21 protein-coding genes are annotated in these 18,182 nt (G+C 67.5%); 17 read left to right on the top strand and 4 right to left on the bottom strand.

The genetic code is table 11. The annotated features are described in order from the left end of the window. Nucleotides 1-26 precede the first annotated feature (26 nt). Nucleotides 27-905, top strand: a complete 879-nt coding sequence (locus AC5P7F_RS07640; RefSeq protein WP_053496181.1) for a PhzF family phenazine biosynthesis protein — start codon at nt 27-29, stop codon at nt 903-905. A 166-nt stretch (nt 906-1,071) separates the two neighbouring features. On the opposite strand, the gene AC5P7F_RS07635 is transcribed toward AC5P7F_RS07640, so the two are convergent. Continuing rightward, the gene (locus AC5P7F_RS07635; RefSeq protein ID WP_014646276.1) at nt 1,072-1,503 is read right to left on the bottom strand and encodes an OsmC family protein; all 432 of its coding nucleotides are present in this window, start codon (nt 1,501-1,503) and stop codon (nt 1,072-1,074) included. A 371-nt stretch (nt 1,504-1,874) separates the two neighbouring features. Here AC5P7F_RS07635 and AC5P7F_RS07630 point away from each other — a divergent pair, with 371 nt between their 5' ends. From AC5P7F_RS07630 to AC5P7F_RS07615, 4 genes are all read left to right on the top strand, one after another. Next, entirely contained in the window at nt 1,875-2,273 is a 399-nt protein-coding gene (locus AC5P7F_RS07630) for an HU family DNA-binding protein (protein ID WP_010483539.1), read from the top strand. A 255-nt stretch (nt 2,274-2,528) separates the two neighbouring features. Continuing rightward, the gene (locus tag AC5P7F_RS07625; protein WP_014646275.1) at nt 2,529-2,837 is read left to right on the top strand and encodes a DUF3861 family protein; all 309 of its coding nucleotides are present in this window, start codon (nt 2,529-2,531) and stop codon (nt 2,835-2,837) included. A gap of 56 nt (nt 2,838-2,893) precedes the next feature. After that, complete coding sequence (locus AC5P7F_RS07620) at nt 2,894-3,433, top strand: hypothetical protein (protein WP_134808588.1); 540 nt, start codon at nt 2,894-2,896, stop codon at nt 3,431-3,433. Nucleotides 3,434-3,515: 82 nt separating this feature from the next. Then, complete coding sequence (locus AC5P7F_RS07615; RefSeq protein WP_014646273.1) at nt 3,516-4,112, top strand: YceB family lipoprotein; 597 nt, start codon at nt 3,516-3,518, stop codon at nt 4,110-4,112. Between the two features lie 72 nt (nt 4,113-4,184). On the opposite strand, the gene AC5P7F_RS07610 is transcribed toward AC5P7F_RS07615, so the two are convergent. Both AC5P7F_RS07610 and AC5P7F_RS07605 read right to left on the bottom strand, forming a co-directional pair. Beyond that, complete coding sequence (locus AC5P7F_RS07610) at nt 4,185-4,727, bottom strand: type 1 glutamine amidotransferase domain-containing protein (protein WP_032957815.1); 543 nt, start codon at nt 4,725-4,727, stop codon at nt 4,185-4,187. Nucleotides 4,728-4,889: 162 nt separating this feature from the next. Next, complete coding sequence (locus AC5P7F_RS07605) at nt 4,890-5,357, bottom strand: SET domain-containing protein (RefSeq protein ID WP_012479369.1); 468 nt, start codon at nt 5,355-5,357, stop codon at nt 4,890-4,892. Nucleotides 5,358-5,566: 209 nt separating this feature from the next. Here AC5P7F_RS07605 and AC5P7F_RS07600 point away from each other — a divergent pair, with 209 nt between their 5' ends. The 5 genes from AC5P7F_RS07600 (at nt 5,567) to AC5P7F_RS07580 (ending at nt 10,869) form a co-directional block, all read left to right on the top strand. Then, the gene (locus AC5P7F_RS07600) at nt 5,567-6,022 is read left to right on the top strand and encodes an SUF system Fe-S cluster assembly regulator (RefSeq protein WP_005408436.1); all 456 of its coding nucleotides are present in this window, start codon (nt 5,567-5,569) and stop codon (nt 6,020-6,022) included. A gap of 17 nt (nt 6,023-6,039) precedes the next feature. Then, nucleotides 6,040-7,515 (top strand): Fe-S cluster assembly protein SufB, encoded by a 1,476-nt coding sequence (sufB, locus tag AC5P7F_RS07595; protein WP_134808589.1) that lies wholly within the window; start codon nt 6,040-6,042, stop codon nt 7,513-7,515. 74 nt (nt 7,516-7,589) lie between these two features. Then, the gene (gene sufC / locus AC5P7F_RS07590) at nt 7,590-8,354 is read left to right on the top strand and encodes a Fe-S cluster assembly ATPase SufC (protein WP_032957818.1); all 765 of its coding nucleotides are present in this window, start codon (nt 7,590-7,592) and stop codon (nt 8,352-8,354) included. Beyond that, complete coding sequence (gene sufD, locus AC5P7F_RS07585; protein WP_049441083.1) at nt 8,354-9,616, top strand: Fe-S cluster assembly protein SufD; 1,263 nt, start codon at nt 8,354-8,356, stop codon at nt 9,614-9,616. The genes sufC and sufD overlap by 1 nt, the downstream gene beginning before the upstream one ends. Beyond that, complete coding sequence (locus AC5P7F_RS07580) at nt 9,613-10,869, top strand: cysteine desulfurase (protein ID WP_032957821.1); 1,257 nt, start codon at nt 9,613-9,615, stop codon at nt 10,867-10,869. The genes sufD and AC5P7F_RS07580 overlap by 4 nt, the downstream gene beginning before the upstream one ends. A gap of 396 nt (nt 10,870-11,265) precedes the next feature. Here AC5P7F_RS07580 and AC5P7F_RS07575 read toward each other — a convergent pair whose 3' ends face one another. Then, nucleotides 11,266-11,916 carry a transposase gene (locus AC5P7F_RS07575; RefSeq protein WP_164077019.1) on the bottom strand — a complete coding sequence of 217 codons (651 nt, stop codon included), beginning with the start codon at nt 11,914-11,916 and terminating at the stop codon, nt 11,266-11,268. A 208-nt stretch (nt 11,917-12,124) separates the two neighbouring features. On the opposite strand from AC5P7F_RS07575, the gene AC5P7F_RS07570 reads away from it, so the two are divergent. The 7 genes from AC5P7F_RS07570 to AC5P7F_RS07540 all read left to right on the top strand — a co-directional run bounded on the left by AC5P7F_RS07570 (nt 12,125) and on the right by AC5P7F_RS07540 (nt 18,056). Next, nucleotides 12,125-12,664: a GNAT family N-acetyltransferase gene (locus AC5P7F_RS07570; RefSeq protein ID WP_164077018.1), complete on the top strand. Its 540-nt coding sequence runs from the start codon at nt 12,125-12,127 to the stop codon at nt 12,662-12,664. Further along, the gene (locus tag AC5P7F_RS07565) at nt 12,661-12,993 is read left to right on the top strand and encodes a non-heme iron oxygenase ferredoxin subunit (RefSeq protein WP_014646265.1); all 333 of its coding nucleotides are present in this window, start codon (nt 12,661-12,663) and stop codon (nt 12,991-12,993) included. Before AC5P7F_RS07570 ends, AC5P7F_RS07565 begins: the two co-directional genes overlap by 4 nt. Nucleotides 12,994-13,167: 174 nt before the next feature. Beyond that, complete coding sequence (locus tag AC5P7F_RS07560) at nt 13,168-13,569, top strand: hypothetical protein (protein ID WP_041863144.1); 402 nt, start codon at nt 13,168-13,170, stop codon at nt 13,567-13,569. A 151-nt stretch (nt 13,570-13,720) separates the two neighbouring features. Further along, the gene (locus tag AC5P7F_RS07555; protein WP_014646263.1) at nt 13,721-16,015 is read left to right on the top strand and encodes a TonB-dependent receptor; all 2,295 of its coding nucleotides are present in this window, start codon (nt 13,721-13,723) and stop codon (nt 16,013-16,015) included. A gap of 68 nt (nt 16,016-16,083) precedes the next feature. Beyond that, nucleotides 16,084-16,803, top strand: coding sequence for a tetratricopeptide repeat protein (locus tag AC5P7F_RS07550; RefSeq protein ID WP_053495681.1), 720 nt, complete (start codon nt 16,084-16,086; stop codon nt 16,801-16,803). Between the two features lie 10 nt (nt 16,804-16,813). Beyond that, a complete protein-coding gene (locus tag AC5P7F_RS07545; protein ID WP_164077017.1) occupies nt 16,814-17,491 on the top strand; it encodes a Fe2+-dependent dioxygenase in 678 nt (225 codons plus the stop codon). Between the two features lie 163 nt (nt 17,492-17,654). Then, nucleotides 17,655-18,056: a hypothetical protein gene (locus AC5P7F_RS07540; RefSeq protein WP_075077025.1), complete on the top strand. Its 402-nt coding sequence runs from the start codon at nt 17,655-17,657 to the stop codon at nt 18,054-18,056. The last annotated feature ends 126 nt before the right edge of the window (nt 18,057-18,182 follow it).

The following is an 18,182-nucleotide window of genomic DNA, read 5'->3' as shown; positions in this document are numbered from 1 at the left end:
CCGCCTGTTTACTGGAGTCCTGCCTGATGTCCACCCGCCGTTTCCTGCAGCTGGATGTGTTCTCCCCGCGCGCCGGTGCCGGCAATCCGCTGGCCGTGGTGCTTGATGCCGAAGGCCTGGACGATGCCAGCATGCAGGCCATTGCGCGCTGGACGCGCCTGCCCGAGACCACCTTCGTGTTCCCGCCGCAGGTCGCAGGCGCCAGCTACCGGCTGCGCATGTTCAGCCCGCAGAAGGAGGTCCCGTTCGCCGGCCATCCCAGCGTCGGCACCGCGCATGCGGTGCTGCAGGCGGGCCTGGCCGCGCCAGTCGACGGCGTGCTCGTGCAGGACGGCATCGCCGGTGCGCTGCCGCTGCGCGTGAGCGGCGAGGGCGCGCAGCAGCGCATTGCCATCCGCACCCCGCGCGCGCAGCTGGCGGAGATCGCCGAGGCCACCGACCCGCGCCTGCAGGCGGCGCTGAAGGATTGGCCGCTGGGCTCGCTGCCGCCGGCGCGCATGCAGGGCGGGCGCAGCTGGTGGGTGGTGCAGGTGGCCGATGAAGCGGCACTGCGCGCACTGCGCCCGGACTGGGACGCGGTCGCGGCTCTGGCCGAATCCACCGACAGCATGGGCGTGTTTGCCTACGCCTTCAGCGATGGCGGCGAAGGCTTCGATCTTGCAGTACGTGCCTTCGTCGGCAATGGCCGCCGCTTCGAGGACGCCGCCTCCGGCGCGGCTAATGCCGTGCTGGCCGCGTGGCTGGACCTGCGCGATGCGCTGCCCCGAGGCCGTGCACCGTTCGAAGTCAGCCAGGGCCGCGAAGTCGGCCATGACGCGCGCCTGACCCTGCGCGTCGATGAAGACGGCGAGGTCTGGTCGGGCGGGCAGGTGCAGACGGTGATTACCGGCACCCTTGATTGGTGATCGCGCTGGCGGGTGGTAGAGCCGAAGGCAGCGGCAGGAGCCGCTGCCAACGTCGGACGCGACGGCCCGGAGGGTGGGGACCAGGAAGGCCGCCATAACGCTGGCCGGCTGCTACATGGACCCCGGCATCATGCGGTTGCCGGCCCGCGGCCGGCACTACCGTGGCTCAGCCCAGTTCGGCTTCCAGGCTGATCGGCACCGCGCTCAGCGCCTTGGACACCGGGCAGTTCTGCTTGGCGTCATCGGCAATGGCACGGAACTGTGCGGCGTCGATGCCCGGCACCACGGCCTTCACCTTCAGCCGGATCTGCGACAGCTGCGGGCCGCCCTCCAGGGACAGATCGACCTTGGCCTCGGTGTCCAGCGAGGTCGGGGTGAAGCCGGCCTCACCAAGCTTGGCCGACAGCGCCATGGTGAAACAGCCGGCGTGCGCGGCGGCGATCAGCTCCTCCGGATTGGTGCCCTTCTCGTCGCCGAAGCGGCTGTTGAAACCGTAGCGGGTCTTGTCCAGCAGCCCGCTCTGCGGCGTGCTCAGCTGTCCCTTGCCCGACTTCAGATCGCCTTCCCAGTGCGCGGTGGCGTGTCGCGAGATTCCCATGTGCTGCTCCTGCGTGGCGGTGATGAACGGCCACTCTCGCACGGGACGCGTTAGCCCTGCGTCGCTCCGCCGCATGCCGCACGTCCGCCGGACATCGGACAGCTGGTCACTTCTTCGCCAGACCGACGTGGACTTTTCCCTTGTTTTCAGTGGTTTCGCACATTCCAGCAACGGGCAGGCAGCAGCCATCGCGCACGCTGCAGCGCCCCCGTCCCCCACCGCCGGCCATGTACTGAATCGGCCTGGATATGAAAAAACATGCACTTTCCGCGCTTCGGGCTATTGGCGGCGCCCGAGAGTTGCCCTACATTGCGCTTGCCGACGGGGTTCGGCGCCGACCACACAACCAACCGTTCACGGAACAGGAAACCATGGCAAAGACCGCTAAGAAGGCTGCCCCGAAGAAGGCAGTGAAGAAAGTCGCGACGAAGGCAGCCGCCAAGCCGGCCGCTCCGAAGCCGATCAAGGAAGTGCTGACCAAGTCCGGCCTGGTTGCACACATCGCTGAAGCCTCCGGCGTCATCGCCAAGGACGTCCGCGCTGTGCTGGCCTCGCTGGAAAGCGCCGTCGCCTCCTCGGTGCACAAGAAGGGCGCTGGCTCGTTCACCCTGCCGGGCCTGCTGAAGATCACCACCGTCAATGTGCCGGCCAAGCCGAAGCGCAAGGGCATCAACCCGTTCACCAAGGAAGAGCAGTGGTTCGCTGCCAAGCCGGCCACCACCAAGCTGAAGGTGCGTCCGCTGAAGAAGCTGAAGGACGCCGCGCTGTAAGCGCGCGCCCCAACGCGGATTCCGACGGGACGGCTCTGGCCGTCCCGTTTTTTTTTGTCCGCACCACACCCCGCAACACAGCGTTGCCGCGGCCCCGGCAATCCCCGTACAGGCCCGCCAGCATTGGCTGCCGGTGCTCCGCAAAGGGCGCGGAACGTACCGGGTGGAACACTGCGTGCAGCGCCGGCCGTCGCCGCCAGCCGTGGCCTTGCCTATGGTGGGCACATCCTCCACAGCTACGGCGAGCACACCCTCATGGCCAGCCCCTCCACCCGCTACCGGATCTCGGTAACCCCGATCGAAAAGGACGGGCTGCAGTGCACCGGGCGCTGCACCATCGAACTGGAACACCGCGCCGGCCGCGACCTGATGCGCCTGCTGGAAGCGGCCCCGCGTACCGCCGGCATCAGTGGCGACGAGCGCGCGACCCTGGTGATCGCCACCCAGCTGCTGCGCGACATCGTACAGCGCCACGCCGAGACCGACGGCCACGCACTGGCCGCCATCGCCGGCCAGGTCCTGCCGGCGCTGGACGCGCTGGAGCAGCTGCCCTCCTCCCGCTGATAGCGGCGCAACCGATACACTGCCGCCCTCCAGGTTGCCTCGGGGAGGAGGCGGGCATGCGCAGGATCCTGTTCCTGATCGCACCACTGGTGCTGCTGGGTTGTTCACGCCCGGCGGCACAGACGAATGATCACATCACGGCAGCGTCCGCTCCCGTCGCCGCAGCAGCGGACACCGGTACCGGCCCCGGTCCCGGTCCCGCAGCATTGCAGGCGAGCGATATGACGCTGCTGTCCGCCGTCGACGACGGCGCAGAGCCGCCGTCGACGATGCTCAACCGCTACGTCGCCGCACTGCTCAACCGCGACCGCGCCGCCAGCGATGCTGCCTGGACGATCCCACCCGGCGACCCGCGGCATGCAGACGACGCCGCGCTGCGGCAGCTGCAGGACCTGCGCACGCTGCGCCTGCACAGCGATACCCCGATCGCCCGAGATGACCGGCAGCCACCGCGGCTGCTTGAAGTCCCTGTGCAGATCCGTGCGGTCACCGCCAATGGCACGTTCCGCTTCGGCGGCTGGTACCGCGTGCAGCCCAGCAGCGACGGCAGCGCCTGGCAGATCCAGTCGGCACAGCTGCGTCCAACGCTGGACTGAACCGTTGCAGCGGCATGCACGCGCGATTCAGCCTGCGCGGCTACTCTTTGATCCATCCATCTGCTTCCCACCGGTCACCGACATGCGCCTGCGTTCCCTGATGACCCGCCTCGCGGCCTCCACCGTGCTGATCGCCGCTGCGATCGGTGCACAGGCGGCTCCCTCCATTTCCGGCCGCGAACTGTCGGTGGGCGCCAGCGACGTGCAGCAGTACCTCGATGGCAGCTTCCCGCGCACCCAGGACGCCCTCGGCGGCCTGATCGCCCTGACCATGAGCCATCCGCAGCTGAGCCTTCCGGCCGGCGAACGGTTGAACCTGGGCATGGACGTCGCGCTGGCCACCGCCGGCGGCAACCCGGCCCGACTGGGCACGGTGAAGCTCAGCAGCGGCCTGCGCTACGACGCGCAGACCCAGGGCTTTCACCTGCAGCAGCCGAGCGTGGATGACTTCACCCCGGCCAACCAGGGCGGCCGCCTCGACTCGCGCACCCGTGGCCTGCTCAATGCGTGGCTGAGCGACTACGCCCAGCGCGAACCGATCTACAAGCTGGACCCGGCCGTGGCCGGGGTGCTCGGCGCCCTGCAGGTGCAGTCGGCACAGGTGAAGAACGGCAAGCTGGTGGTCACTTTCAACCAGAACCTGGGCAACCTGGTACCGGCAGGCCTGCTGGGCAAATGAGGTGGTGCCGACCGCTGGCCGGCAGCACGTCACTGCATCTGCCGGCCAGCGGCCGGCACTACCGGTAGCGCATCAGGCGGCAAGCGCTTTTACCACCGCCTCGCTGAAAGCCGGAATGTCATCCGGCTTGCGGCTGGTGATGACGTTGCCGTCGACCACCACCTCGGCATCGCGCCATGTCGCACCCGCGTTCGCCAGATCCTGCTGCAGGGAAGGCCAGGAGGTCAGCTCGCGGCCATCGGCCAGGCCGCTGTTGATCAGCAGCCACGGGCCATGGCAGATCGCCGCCACGGGCTTGCCGGCTTCATCCACTGAACGGATGAAGGCCAGTACGGCATCATCGGTGCGCAGTGTGTCCGGATTGATGACCCCGCCGGGCAGAACCACCGCATCGAAGCGTGCAGGATCGGCCTCATCCAACGGGATATCCACCGCGACGGCGTCGCCCCAGTTCTTCTCCTTCCAGCCCTTGATCGTCGCTTCCTTTGCGGGCGAGACCACGCTGACGCGCGCCCCTTCCGCTTCCAGCAAACGCTTGGGTTCGATCAGTTCAGACTGTTCGAAGCCGTGGGTGGCAAGGATGGCAATCTGCTTGCCCTTCAATCGCTCTGCCATGGAGGCACTCCGGTTGGGGGAGCCCACAGAATGGAAGAACGGCCCTTGCGCGGCGGTGACCCTGTCGTGCACGGCAGGTGGAGAGCCGCCGGGTGGTGCCGGCCGCTGGCCGGCACCTGGATTGCGCCTTGCCGGCCAGCGGCCGGCACTACCCGGTACCGATCAGCGCTTGGGCTGCAGCATCGTGCCGGTGCACTTGGGCGAGCCGCAACGGCACTCCCAGATCTTCTTCAGCTTGGCGGTGTGGCGCTCGGCCAGGGTGATGCCGTAGTTGTAGGTCAGCTCCTCGCCGGCCTTGATATCACGCAGTGCCTCGATGAACACCTTGTCGCCCCGGCTGTCGCCGTCCTCGTCCTCCTCGATCACCGCCTCGCAGTTCGGGTCGCAGCTGTGGTTTATCCAGCGCGCGTCGTTGCCCTTGTAGTTGGCGTCGATCACCCAGTCATCGTTGAGGGTGAACAGGAAGGTATGGCCACTTTCGACGTCGCCGCTGTCATCGGCATCGACATCACCGTGGCTGCGCAGCAGGCCCTTGTACTGGATCACGCGCTCGCCCTGCTTGATCGGGGCCACGGCGAACACGCCGTTGCCATGGATGGCGGACTTGCGGGCTTGGATCTTCTTCGGCATCGGCGCGGGCTGTTTGCAGCGAATGGAATGGGGATTCTCGCCCATTCCGGGTGATTGCGAAAATCACCCCGTTGGCGCAGCATTGCGCCCCGGCAACGGCCGCGGTGTGTCCTCCCGGCCTGGCCCAAGCGCCGGCTGAATGCCCGGCTTGGATGGTGGCGAATAAAAGCGTACAATTTCAGTCCGCTTTAAGAACCACTCGCATCCCCATGTTGCGCGTCACCAAACTCACCGATTACGCCACCGTCGTGCTGACCGTGCTGGCCGCCCGTCCGGGCGAAGTGCTCAGTGCCACCGAGCTGGCCGAATTCACCGGTCTGGAGCCGCCCACCGTCAGCAAGGTGCTCAAGCCACTGGCCCAGGCCGGCCTGGTCGAAGGCCTGCGTGGCGTCCGTGGCGGCTACCGCCTGACCCGCCCGGCCATCGAGATCTCGCTGTTCGAAGTGGTCGAAGCGATGGAAGGGCCACTGGCCCTGACCGAATGCAGCCACGACCACCACCAGTGCGGCATGGCGCCCAAGTGCGGCGCGCGCAGCAGCTGGCGGCTGATCAACGACGTGGTCTCCGAGGCCCTGCGCGATGTCACCCTCGCGCAGATCCTGCCCCCTCTCCCCCTTGCCGATGACGAACAGCGCCGCACCATCGCTGTCGACGTCGTCTCCTGATCCGTAGGCAGCCCCCCATGGCCACCGAAACCATCGAAAACGTCGCCCACGGCGACACCCCCAACCGCGAGATCCACGAGCAGCTCGGCCGCAAGTATTCGGCCGGCTTCATCACCGAGATCGAGTCGGACTCCCTGCCGCCGGGCCTGGACGAGGACACCATCCGTGCCCTGTCGGCCAAGAAGGACGAGCCGGAGTGGATGACGCAGTGGCGCCTGGATGCCTACCGCCACTTCCTGACCCTGCCGATGCCGGACTGGGCCAAGCTGGAGATCGCGCCGATCGACCTGCAGGCGCTCAGCTACTACTCCGCGCCGAAGGGCCCGAAGTACGCCTCGCTGGATGATGTGCCGAAGGAACTGCTCGACACCTACGACAAGCTGGGCGTGCCGCTGCACGAGCGCGCCAAGCTGGCCGGCGTGGCGGTGGATGCGGTGTTCGACTCGGTATCCGTGGGCACCACCTTCCGCAAGGAACTGGCCGAGAAGGGCGTGATCTTCTGCTCGATGTCCGAGGCCATCAAGGAACACCCGGCGCTGGTGCGCCAGTACCTGGGCACCGTGGTGCCGGTCGGTGACAACTACTTCGCCGCGCTCAACTCGGCGGTGTTCTCCGACGGCAGCTTCGTGTTCATTCCCAAGGGCGTGCGCTGCCCGATGGAACTGAGCACCTATTTCCGCATCAACGCCGGCCACACCGGCCAGTTCGAGCGCACCCTGATCGTGTGCGAGGACAAGGCCTACGTCTCCTACCTGGAAGGCTGCACCGCGCCGATGCGCGATGAGAACCAGCTGCACGCCGCGGTGGTCGAGCTGGTCGCGCTGGAAGATGCGGAGATCAAGTACTCCACGGTGCAGAACTGGTACCCGGGCGACGAGAACGGCGTCGGTGGCATCTACAACTTCGTGACCAAGCGTGCCGAATGCCGTGGCGCGCGCAGCAAGGTCACCTGGACCCAGGTCGAGACCGGCTCGGCGATCACCTGGAAGTACCCGTCCTGCGTGCTGCTGGGCGACGATTCGGTCGGTGAGTTCCACTCGGTCGCGCTGACCCATCACCGCCAGCAGGCCGACACCGGCACCAAGATGATCCATGTCGGCAAGCGCACCAAGAGCAAGATCGTCAGCAAGGGCATCAGCGCCGGCCGTGGCCAGAACACCTACCGCGGCCTGGTGCGGGTGGACCGCAATGCTGATGGCGCGCGCAACTACACCCAGTGCGACTCGCTGCTGATCGGCAAGCAGTGCGGCGCGCACACCTTCCCCTACATCGAGGTGAAGAACCCAGGCGCCACCGTCGAGCACGAGGCGACCACTTCCAAGATCTCCGATGACCAGCTGTTCTACTGCCGCGCCCGTGGCATCAGCCAGGAAGACGCGGTGTCGATGATCGTCGACGGCTTCTGCAAGCAGGTGTTCCGCGAACTGCCGATGGAGTTCGCGGTGGAAGCCAAGAAGCTGCTGGAAGTCTCGCTGGAAGGTTCGGTGGGCTGACCGCCCGCCCCTGCCCCTCGCAAACGCATTCTCTTTACCGGCGGGCCCTGGCCCGCCCCACGGAAACCCCCACCATGCTGAAGATCGAAAACCTCCACGCCCGCATCGGCGACAAGGAAATCCTCAAGGGCCTGTCGCTGGATGTGAAGCCCGGCCAGGTGCACGCCATCATGGGCCCGAACGGCGCCGGCAAGTCCACCCTGGGCAACGTCCTGGCCGGCCGCGACGGCTACGAAGTGACCGAAGGCAGCGTGCAGTTCGACGGCGTCGACCTGCTGGAGCAGGACCCGGAAGCACGTGCCGCCGCCGGCCTGTTCCTGGCGTTCCAGTACCCGGTGGAAATCCCGGGCGTGAACAACACCTACTTCCTGCGCGCGGCACTGAACGCCCAGCGCAAGGCGCGCGGCGAAGAAGAACTCGATTCCATGCAGTTCCTCAAGCTGGTGCGGCAGAAGCTGGCCGTGCTGCACCTGAAGGACGAACTGCTGCACCGTGGCGTCAACGAAGGCTTCTCCGGCGGCGAGAAGAAGCGCAACGAGATCTTCCAGCTGGCCGTGCTGGAACCGAAGCTGGCGATCCTGGACGAGACCGACTCGGGCCTGGACATCGACGCGCTGAAGAGCGTGGCCGACGGCGTCAACGCACTGCGCGGCGCCGACCGTTCGTTCCTGGTCATCACCCACTACCAGCGCCTGCTGGACTACATCAAGCCGGACGTCGTGCACGTGCTGGCCGATGGTCGCATCGTCAAGAGCGGCGGCCCCGAGCTGGCGCTGGAGCTGGAAGCGCACGGCTATGATTTCCTGAAGGACCGGGTCGTGCCCGAGGCGGCGGTCTGATGAGCGCCCTGCTTGACTCCATGGCCCAGGCCTTCTGTGGCAGCGATGCGCGCCGCGAAGTGCTGGATGCGGCCCTGCGCGACGGCCTGCCCGCCGCCCGCAATGAAGCCTGGAAGTACACCTCGCTGCGCCAGCTGGAACGCCGTGCGTTCGCTGCAGCGCCGCTGCAGGGCCCGGCGCTGGACGCCGCGCTGCTGGACGACATCCCGGCGCCGCGCCTGGTGTTCGTCAACGGCCGCCTGGATGCCACGCTGAGCGATGTGCAGGCCCTGCCGTCCGGCGTGCAGCTGCAGCCGCTGTCGGCCGCGCTGGCCGCTGGCGAAGACGCCGTGCGTTTCCTTGGCCGTCGCTACGAGCGCAGCGAAGAGATCTTCGCCCGGCTCAACGCCGCACTGGCCGATGAAGGCGTCGTGCTGCGCGTGGATGAAGGCGTGCAGGTCGAAACGCCGCTGCAGCTGGTATTCGCCAGCGTCGCCGGCGAAGCCGACCTGGCCTGGCACCATCGCCACCTGATCGAACTGCGCGCCGGCGCCAGCCTGGGCGTGGTCGAGCACCGCTTCAGCGTGGGTGACTCCGCCCACCTGGACAACACCGTGCTGCATGCCCACGTCGCCCGCGATGGCGTACTCAAGCACGCCCGCGTGCAGGCCGGCAGCGCCCGCCAGACCAGCTTCCTGCGTACCGATGCGGTGCTGGCCCGCGACGCGCAGTACCACCGCGTGGACCTGGAACTGGGCGCCGCGCTCAGCCGCCACGAACTGAACGTGCGCCTGGAAGGCGACAACGCCCGGCTGACCGCCAACGGCGTGCTGCTCGGCAATGGCCGCCGCCACGTCGAGACCCGCCTGGGCATCGACCACATCGCGCGCGATACCGCCTGCGAGCTGCTGTGGCGCGGCGTTGCCGCCAACCGCAGCCGCGTGGTGTTCCATGGCGGCATCCAGATCCGCGAAGGCGCCGACGGCACCGACGCGAACCTGTCCAACAAGAACCTGCTGCTGTCGGCCGATGCCGAGATCGACACCCAGCCGACGCTGGTGATCGACGCCGATGAAGTGAAGGCCGCGCACGGCGCGACCGTCGGCCAGCTCGATGCCAATGCGCTGTTCTACCTGCGCTCGCGTGGCCTGCCCCAGGTCCAGGCGCAGGCACTGCTGAGCGCTGCGTTCTGCCATGAACCGCTGAAGATCCTGCCGGACGCGTTGCGCGAGCAGCTGGCACGCCGCCTGGACAAGGCCCTGGCCGAGGCGGGTGTGGCATGAACCTGTCCACGCCACGCCCGATCGAAGAACGCACCGGCGCCCCGGACTGGGATCGCGTCCGCCTCGACTTCCCGCTGCTGATGCGTGAAGTGCACGGCAAGCCGCTGGTCTATTTCGACAACGCCAACACCGGCCAGAAGCCGGTACAGGTGATCGGCGCGGTGGATGAGTTCTACCGCCGCTACAACGCCAACGTCAGCCGCGCGGTGCATGCACTGGGCAGCGAAGCGACCGACGCCTACGAAGGCGCACGCAACAAGCTGGCACGCTTCCTCAACGTGCGCGCCAGCGACCTGGTGCTGTGCAGCGGCACCACCTTCGCCATCAACCTGGTGGCCTACTCGTGGGCGCTGCCGCGATTGAAGGCCGGCGACGTGATCCTGATCACGCGCATGGAACACCATGCCAACATCGTGCCGTGGCAGCTGGTCGCGCAACGTACCGGCGCCACCATCCGCGTGGCCGAGATCACGCCCGATGGCGCGCTGGACCTGGATGCGCTGCGCGCGGCGATGACCCCGGAGGTCAAGCTGCTGGCGGTCACCCATGTCTCCAACGTGCTGGGCACGGTCAATCCGGTGCGCGAGATCTGCCGTGAAGCGCGCAAGCGCGGCATCATCACCGTGGTCGATGGCTCGCAGGCGGTGCCGCACCGCAAGGTCGACGTCGCCGCGATCGGCTGCGACTTCTACGCCATCACCGGCCACAAGATGTGCGGTCCGACCGGCACTGGTGCGCTGTGGGCGCGCCGCGAGCACCTGGACGCGATGCCGCCGTTCCTCGGCGGCGGCGAGATGATCAAGGAAGTCAGCTTCGACGGCACCGTGTTCAACGATGCCCCGCACAAGTTCGAAGCCGGCACCCCGAACATCGCCGGTTTCATCGGCCTGGGCGTGGCCGCCGACTACCTGCAGCAGCTTGGGCAGGAGAACGTGGAAGCCCGCGAAGCCGAACTGCTGGCGCACTTCACCGAGGAGCTGCGCCGCGTCGACGGCCTGCGCATCATCGGCGAAGCGCCGGAGAAGGCCGCCGTGGTCTCGTTCCTGATCGATGGCGCGCATGCGCACGATCTGGCCACCCTGCTCGACCTGGAAGGGGTGGCCGTGCGCTCGGGGCAGCACTGTGCACATCCGCTGCTGCAGTACTTCGGCGTCGCCGCCACCTGCCGTGCCTCGCTGGCGTTCTACAACACGCACGCCGAGATCGAGCGCTTCATGACCGCGCTGACCAAGGTACGCAAGCTTCTGGGCTGAGCCGGCACACCGGGGTCAGATCCCTTTCGCGACGCGAAAGGGATCTGACCCCACCAGTATTCCCGACAGCCGCCGCTGCGACCGCAATGCCCGCCGGATCGCGACCAGATGAACGCGGCATACCGCCCGCAGCGCACCGGGGTCAGATTCCTTTCGCCACGCGAAAGGGCTCTGACCCCACCAGCATTCCCAACAGCCGCCGTTGCAACTGCAATGTCCGCCGGATCGCGACCAGATGAACGCGGCATACTGCCCGCAGCACAGCGGGGTCAGATCCCTTTCGCCACGCGAAAGGGATCTGACCCCGCCAGCATTCCCGACAACCGCCGTTGCGACCGCAATGCCCGCCGGATCGCGACCAGATGAACGCGGCATACCGCCCGCAGCACACCGGGATCAGATCCCTTTCGCCACGCGAAAGGGATCTGGCCCCACCAGCATTCCCGACAGCCGCCGTTGCGACTGCAATGCCCGCCGGATCGCCAGCAGATCCCCCGCCGGAATACCCGCCTCGATGAACTCCACATAGCGCCTGCACCGTTCATCCGCATCAGAACCCATCAGCTCAAATGCCGAATGCGGCTCGAGCAGCGCATTGGGCCTGCCACGCGCATTGGCACGATAGCTCGACCAGCGATAGTCACCGGGATGCGCCACCCTCCCCGCCCGCACCGGATTGAGCTCGATGTAGCGCTGGCAGGCCAGCAGATAGCGATCCGTATCCACCACCGTGGAGTGGAAGCGCCCTTCCCATAACGTGCCGGTGCGGCCCTGCCGATCATTCACCCGACGTACGTAGGTCCGGTTCACGGCCTGCATCATCCGCGACAGCCCGCCGCAGAGATCAGGCGTTGCCAGAAGATGGACGTGATTGTCCATCAGCACATAGGCGTGGACCCGGCACTGCTGCTGACCTGCGTGATGACACAGCAGGCGCAGGTAGGCGACGCGGTCGCCATCCGCAAAGAACACGCGCTGACGATTGTTGCCGCGCTGGACGACATGTTGCGGGTATCCGGGCGCATCGATGCGCCGTGGCCTTGGCATGGGCTGCTCCTGGTAGCAGGGGGTCAGGGCCCTTCGCTGCGCAAAGGGATCTGACCCCGAGCATCTGCCGATTCCGGGCCCGTGCCAGTCGGTCCATGGCCTGCCGTTGAGTCAGTAGATGCCGGGGTCAGATCCCTTTCGCGTTGCGAAAGGGATCTGCCCCCACTCCCCCATTTGCGCCCGCCCACGCCCCACCTAGAATGGGGCCATGAGCACCCTGACCTTCCGCGCCGCCACGCCGGCCGACATCCCCGCCCTGATCGCCCTCGTCACCTCGGCCTACCGTGGCGACGCCAGCCGCGTTGGCTGGACCACCGAAGCCGACCTGCTGGATGGCGCCCGCATCGACGCCGAAGGCATCCAGGCCGACCTCGACCGCCCGCGCTCCACGATCCTGCTGGCCGAGCGCGAGGGCCAGCTGGTGGCCTGCGCCCACGTCGCCGATGTCGACGGCAAGGGCTACTTCGGCATGTTCTCGGTCGATCCGGCCCAGCAGGGCGGCGGGGTCGGCAAGCAGCTGATGGGCGCCGCCGAAGCGCACGCCGCACGCGAATGGAAGGTGCCGGTGATGCAGATGACGGTGATCGACGTACGCGACGAACTGATCGCCTTCTACGAGCGCCGCGGCTACCAGCGTACCGGCATCAAGAAGCCGTTCCCATATGGCGACGAACGCTTCGGAATCCCCAAGCGCGACGACCTGCGCTTCGAGGTCCTGGAAAAGCCACTGGCCGGAGCCGCCGCGTGAGCGATACCTGGACCTTCGTGTGTGCCGGCAACGAGCTGCTGCCCGGTGAAATGAAGAGCGTGTTCGACGAAGTGACCGGCACGCCGATCGTGGTGTTCAACCTCGACGGCGAGCTGTACGCGCTGGAAGACCAGTGCACGCATGAGGAGTTCGAGCTGTCCTCGGGCGAGTTCAACACCGACGAAGGCAGCGTGGAATGCGTGCTGCACGGCGCGCGCTTCGACGTGCGCGATGGCCGCGCCCTGTGCGCCCCGGCCTATACGCCGGTACCCAAGTTCCCGGTGAAGCGCGAACACGACGCCGTCTGGACCCGCGACGACCGCGATTGAAGCGCCCCTGGCCGCCGGCGACTCCGCCCAGGGGTGGAAGCCAGCGGAGCGCGCTGAGAGGCGTTCAGGGGCCTCCCCGGGCCTCCAGACTGCTCGTTCGCCCGCGCATATGCGAATCATTATCGTTGATGTTATCCTACGTAACATCTTCGTAACGACTCCGTCCCCTGCGCCATGGCTTTGCCCGCGCCCGCCGCCACGCTGTGCCAGCTTGCCCGCCATGGGTGGCCGTTGGCTGTGGCCCTGCTGCTGACGCTGCTGCTGGGCTGGTCGGCCCTGCACGAAGGGCGCGATGGACCCGCCACCTACGGCTGGCAGGCACACGCTGAAGATCTTCAGCAGGCCATGCCGATGCCGGCCCCGCCGGCGGACGAGTGCCCGCGCCATGCGGTGCCAGCACCGGAGCCGCCGCTGGATGGCGAGGGCACAACGCCCTGTACCGGACTGGCTCCCCCGCGCGCCGCCCTGGTCGCGCATGTTCCGCTGTGGCGCTCTGATGCCCTGCACTGGCAGCTGCACGATCCCGCACTGCGGTTGAACCCCGGCCACGCACCGCCCGCACCGCACGCCAGCTGAGGCGCCCTGCGGCCATTGCCGTGCGCCTGGAGTCGTCCGCTGCGCAGCCGAGCATCGGCTCGGCTCTACAGAAAACGCCCTCTACATGCCGTCGCGCTGTCTGCGCTTCGGCCCTCGCCCCTTTCCGATCCCAGCCACTACCACCCAAGCCATGACCCACATCACGTCCCGCAAGCGCGCCCCGCGCGTTTCCCTGCTCGCCACCGCCACCCTGGCCGCCGGCTTCGCGCCGTTGGCCGCACAGGCGGCCGACAGCGCTGACGCAGCCTCCTCCCGCAAGGCCACCGAGCTGGACAAGGTGCAGGTGCGCGGCAGCTGGTTCAATCCGTCCTCGCCGAAGTTCACCGCTGAACTGCTGGACACCCCGAAGTCGGTGTCGATCGTCTCGGAGAAGCTGATCGCCGAAACCGGTGCGACCAACCTGCAGGATGCGCTGCGCATGGTGCCGGGCATCACCTTCGGTGCCGGCGAAGGCGGCAACCCCACCGGTGATCGCCCCTTCATCCGTGGCTTCGATTCGCAGAGCAACGTCTTCGTCGATGGCCTGCGCGACGTCGGCTCGCAGACCCGCGAGATCTTCGACCTGGAGCAGGTGGAAGTAGTCAAGGGCCCGAGCTCGGCCTACGGCGGCCGTGATTCCGGCGGTGGCAGCCTGAACCTGGTCAGCAAGACGCCGAAGCTGAAGAACGAGACCAGCGCCAGCATGGGCATCGGCACCGACAGCTACGCGCGCGGCACCGTGGACGCCAACTACGTGCTGGGCGATGGCATCGCCGCGCGCCTGAACCTGATGAAGCACGAATCGGACATCGCTGGCCGTGACGCCGCCAATGTCAGCCGCTGGGGTATCGCGCCGTCGATCGCGTTCGGCCTGAACGGCCCGGCGCAGCTGATCGCCAGCCACTACCACATGCAGAGCGATGATCTGCCCGATGCGGGTGGTTTCCCGTATGGCAACCCGAACGGTGCGCCGGCCTCGAAGTGGGTCGACGGCCGCCCGATGGTGCCGGACCGCAACAACTACTACGGCCTGGTCGACCGTGACTTCCAGCGTACCCGCGCCGACATCAGCACCCTGGATGCCAGCTACGACTTCGGCGGCCACAAGCTGCGCAACATCGCGCGCCTGGGCAACACCAGCAACGACTACCTGTGGACCCAGCCGGACGACAGCCAGGGCAACCCGAACAACTACGGCACCCTGTGGCGCCGGACCAACAGCCGTGCCGTCGACGTCAAGAGCTTCGCCGACCAGCTGGGCCTGACGGGTGCCTTCCAGACCGGTGCGCTCAAGCACAGCTACAGCGCGGGCGTGGAATACAGCGACGAGAAGATGACCCGCGGCAGCTATCTGATGACCCCGGGCACCAGCAACCCGCTCACCGGCAACAGCAAGTGCCCGACCACCGGCGCGGCCACCGGCTACAACTGCACCGATTTCGCCAATCCGAACCCGCGCGATCCGTGGGCGGCCACCCATTCGGTGTACCGCAGCGACAAGGCACTGGACGTAGAGCAGCGCACCAGGACCACCTCGGCCTACGTGTTCGACACCATCGAGCTCAATGAGCAGTGGATGATCAACCTCGGCCTGCGCTACGACGACTTCCGCACTACCCTGACCACCCCGGTGGCCGGCAAGGCACCGACCCGCGTGCGCAACAGCAACGACTTCCTGAACTACCAGGCCGGCGTGGTGTTCAAGCCGGCCGCCAACGGCAGCATCTACCTGTCGTGGGGCACCTCCTCGACTCCGCCGGGCATGGACGGTGGTGATGGTTCGGACGGCCTGAGCGCCGCCGTGGCCGACCTCAAGCCGCAGGATACGAAGAACCTCGAGCTGGGCACCAAGTGGGACCTGTTCGACCAGCGCCTGAACCTCACCGCGGCGATCTTCCACACGGTGATGAACAACGCGCGCGTGACGGTCGACAACGGCACAAGCCAGAATGCCGGCAAGAAGGAAATCAACGGCTTCGAGCTGGGCTTCACCGGCCAGCTGACCGACGCCTGGAGCCTGTACGGCGGCTACACCTACCTGGACTCGGAACTGAAGGACAACGGCTTCGTCTGTGGTGCACCGGTCGGCCGCACCTGCCCGTCCAACGTCTACGTGCCCTCGCCGTACAACGGCAACGTATTCCCGAACACCGCCAAGCACAGTGCCAACCTGTGGACCACCTACCGCTTCCCGATCGGCCTGACCGTCGGTGCCGGTGCGTTCTACTCGGACAAGCAGTACGGTGATGTTGCCAACACCAAGTGGATCGCCAGCTACACCCGCTTCGACGCAATGGCCAGCTATGCGATCCAGGACAACATCAGCCTGCAGCTCAACGTGCAGAACCTGACCGACAAGACCTACTTCACCAAGGCCTATGCCTCGCACTACGCGAGCATCGCCCCGGGTCGCTCGACCACCCTGGCACTGAACGTGAAGTTCTGATGTAGCTTCGCTCCACCACGGCGGCAGGGTCTCCTGCCGCCGTTTTTGTTTCCGGCGATACTCATCCCATGGCAACCCGTACCCCCATCGACAGCGACGCCCTGGCCGAGCTGCTGCAGCACGATCCGCAGGCCGCGTTCGCACGCGTGCGCGACGCCGCACAGGCCGGACAGGTCGAGGCACAACTGCTGCTCGCGCAGATGCACATGGAAGGCAAAGGCACCGCGCAGGACGCCTCGGCGGCGCTGCTCTGGTACGAAACCGCCGCCAACAACGGCGCGCCGATGGCGATGAACATGCTCGGCCGCTGCCATGAGCTGGGCCACGGCACGGCGGTTAACCTGGCGCTGGCGGCGGTGTGGTACCGGCGCGCGGCCGATACCGGCCTGGACTGGGGCCTGTACAACCTGGCCAACCTGCTGGCCACCGGCCGCGGCATTGCGCAGGACCGCGCGCAGGCACTGGCCCTGTACACCCGTGCCGCGCACCTGGGCCACGCCAAATCGATGAACCTGCTGGCCCGCCACCTCGAAGACGGGCTGGATACCGCACCCGATCCGCAGGCGGCGCTGGCCTGGTACCAGCGCGCGGCCGAGGCCGGTGATTTCCGCGGCCAGGCCAACTACGCCTCGATCCTGCTGCAGGCCGGCCAGGTCGAGCAGGCCGTGCACTGGCTGCGGCTCGCACTGGCGCACGGCAGCCCGGCGTTCATGGCGCACATCGTGCCGGAGCTGGCCGCGTCACCGCATCCACAGGTGCGCGCCCTGGTCGCACCGCCGTCCCTCTGAGGAGTCCCGCATGCTGCTGCACATCCCCGACATTCTCAGCGCCGACCAGGTCGCCGACTTCCGCCGCCGCCTCGACGCCGCCGACTGGACCGATGGCCGCGAAACCGTGGGGCATCTGGGCGCACAGGCCAAGCACAACCAGCAGCTGCCCGAGGCTTCGCCGCTGCGCCGCGAACTGGGCGAGATCATCCTCGTCGCGCTGGCCCGGCACCCGCTGTTCTTCAGTGCCGCGCTGCCGCTGAAGTACCTGCCACCACGCTTCAACCGCTACAGCGGTGGCGGCACCTATGGCTACCACGTCGATGGCGCGGTGATGAACCTGGCCAATGGCGAACAGCTGCGTTCGGACATCTCCTGCACCCTGTTCCTGTCGGCGCCGGACGAATACGAAGGCGGCGAGCTGATCATCAGCGATACCTACGGCGAGCACGAAGTGAAGCTGCCGGCCGGCGACCTGGTCGTGTATCCGTCCAGCAGCCTGCACCAGGTGCGGCCGGTCACCCGCGGCGCGCGCGTGGCCTCGTTCTTCTGGGTGCAGAGCATGATCCGCGACGATGTGCAGCGCCGCCTGCTGTGGGAAATGGATGGCGCGATCGAGCGCCTGCGGCAGACCGGCGGCGACGCCGAGGCGATCCTGCAGCTGACCGGCGTGTACCACAACCTGTTGCGGCGCTGGAGCGAAGTCTGAGCCTTGCCGGGCCGGCCTGCGACATTTTGGCAATCATTCTCATTTGCAACAGCTAACAGCTCTCATTACAATCACGCCCCGTTGATGCCGGCCGCTGCCGGCAGCCCCAGGGAACCCCCGCTTGCTGCGCCCGCTTCGCCCTCGCCCACTCATCCATCGCAAGATGGGCACCGCCATGCGCGGCCAGCGTCCTGCGCTGGCCAGCCTGCTGGCGTGGGTGGCAATGCTGGCGTTGCTGCTGGGCACCCTGCCGCTGCTGCCACAGGCCCAGGCCGGAATGGCCGTGCAGATGCCACTGGAAGAACGTGGCGGCGAAACACCCCTGCAGGAAGAGGCGCCGGCCAAGCTGCGCCGCTGCGCCTCCGCTCCGGTGAAGGCGGCCGAGAAGGCACGCCCGCCGTTGCTGCTGGCCAGCCACTGGCTGCGCACTGAGCTCGACCTCGTACCCGCCATGCCGGCCATGCCCGGCGTGCGCCCGGACTGGCCGCTGGCCGCTCCGGACACGCCCTGGGCCGATGCGCCCGGGCGCCGTCAGCAACGCGGCCAGGCGCCGCCGCTCGCCTGATCCACGGCCCGACGTGACCGCCTGCGCGGTCGCGCCTGCACGCCGCTGCCTGCTTCATCCCTGCCGCCCCTGACCGGCCCTTCCGTGCCTGCCGCGCCCTTCGCGCACGGCACCGCGCCACCCTGC

It is taken from the genome of Stenotrophomonas sp. YJH_SMC_105-26 (assembly GCF_059368915.1).
The sequence above is the reverse complement of the archived record's forward strand: the minus strand, read 5'-3'. Positions and strand labels throughout refer to the sequence as shown.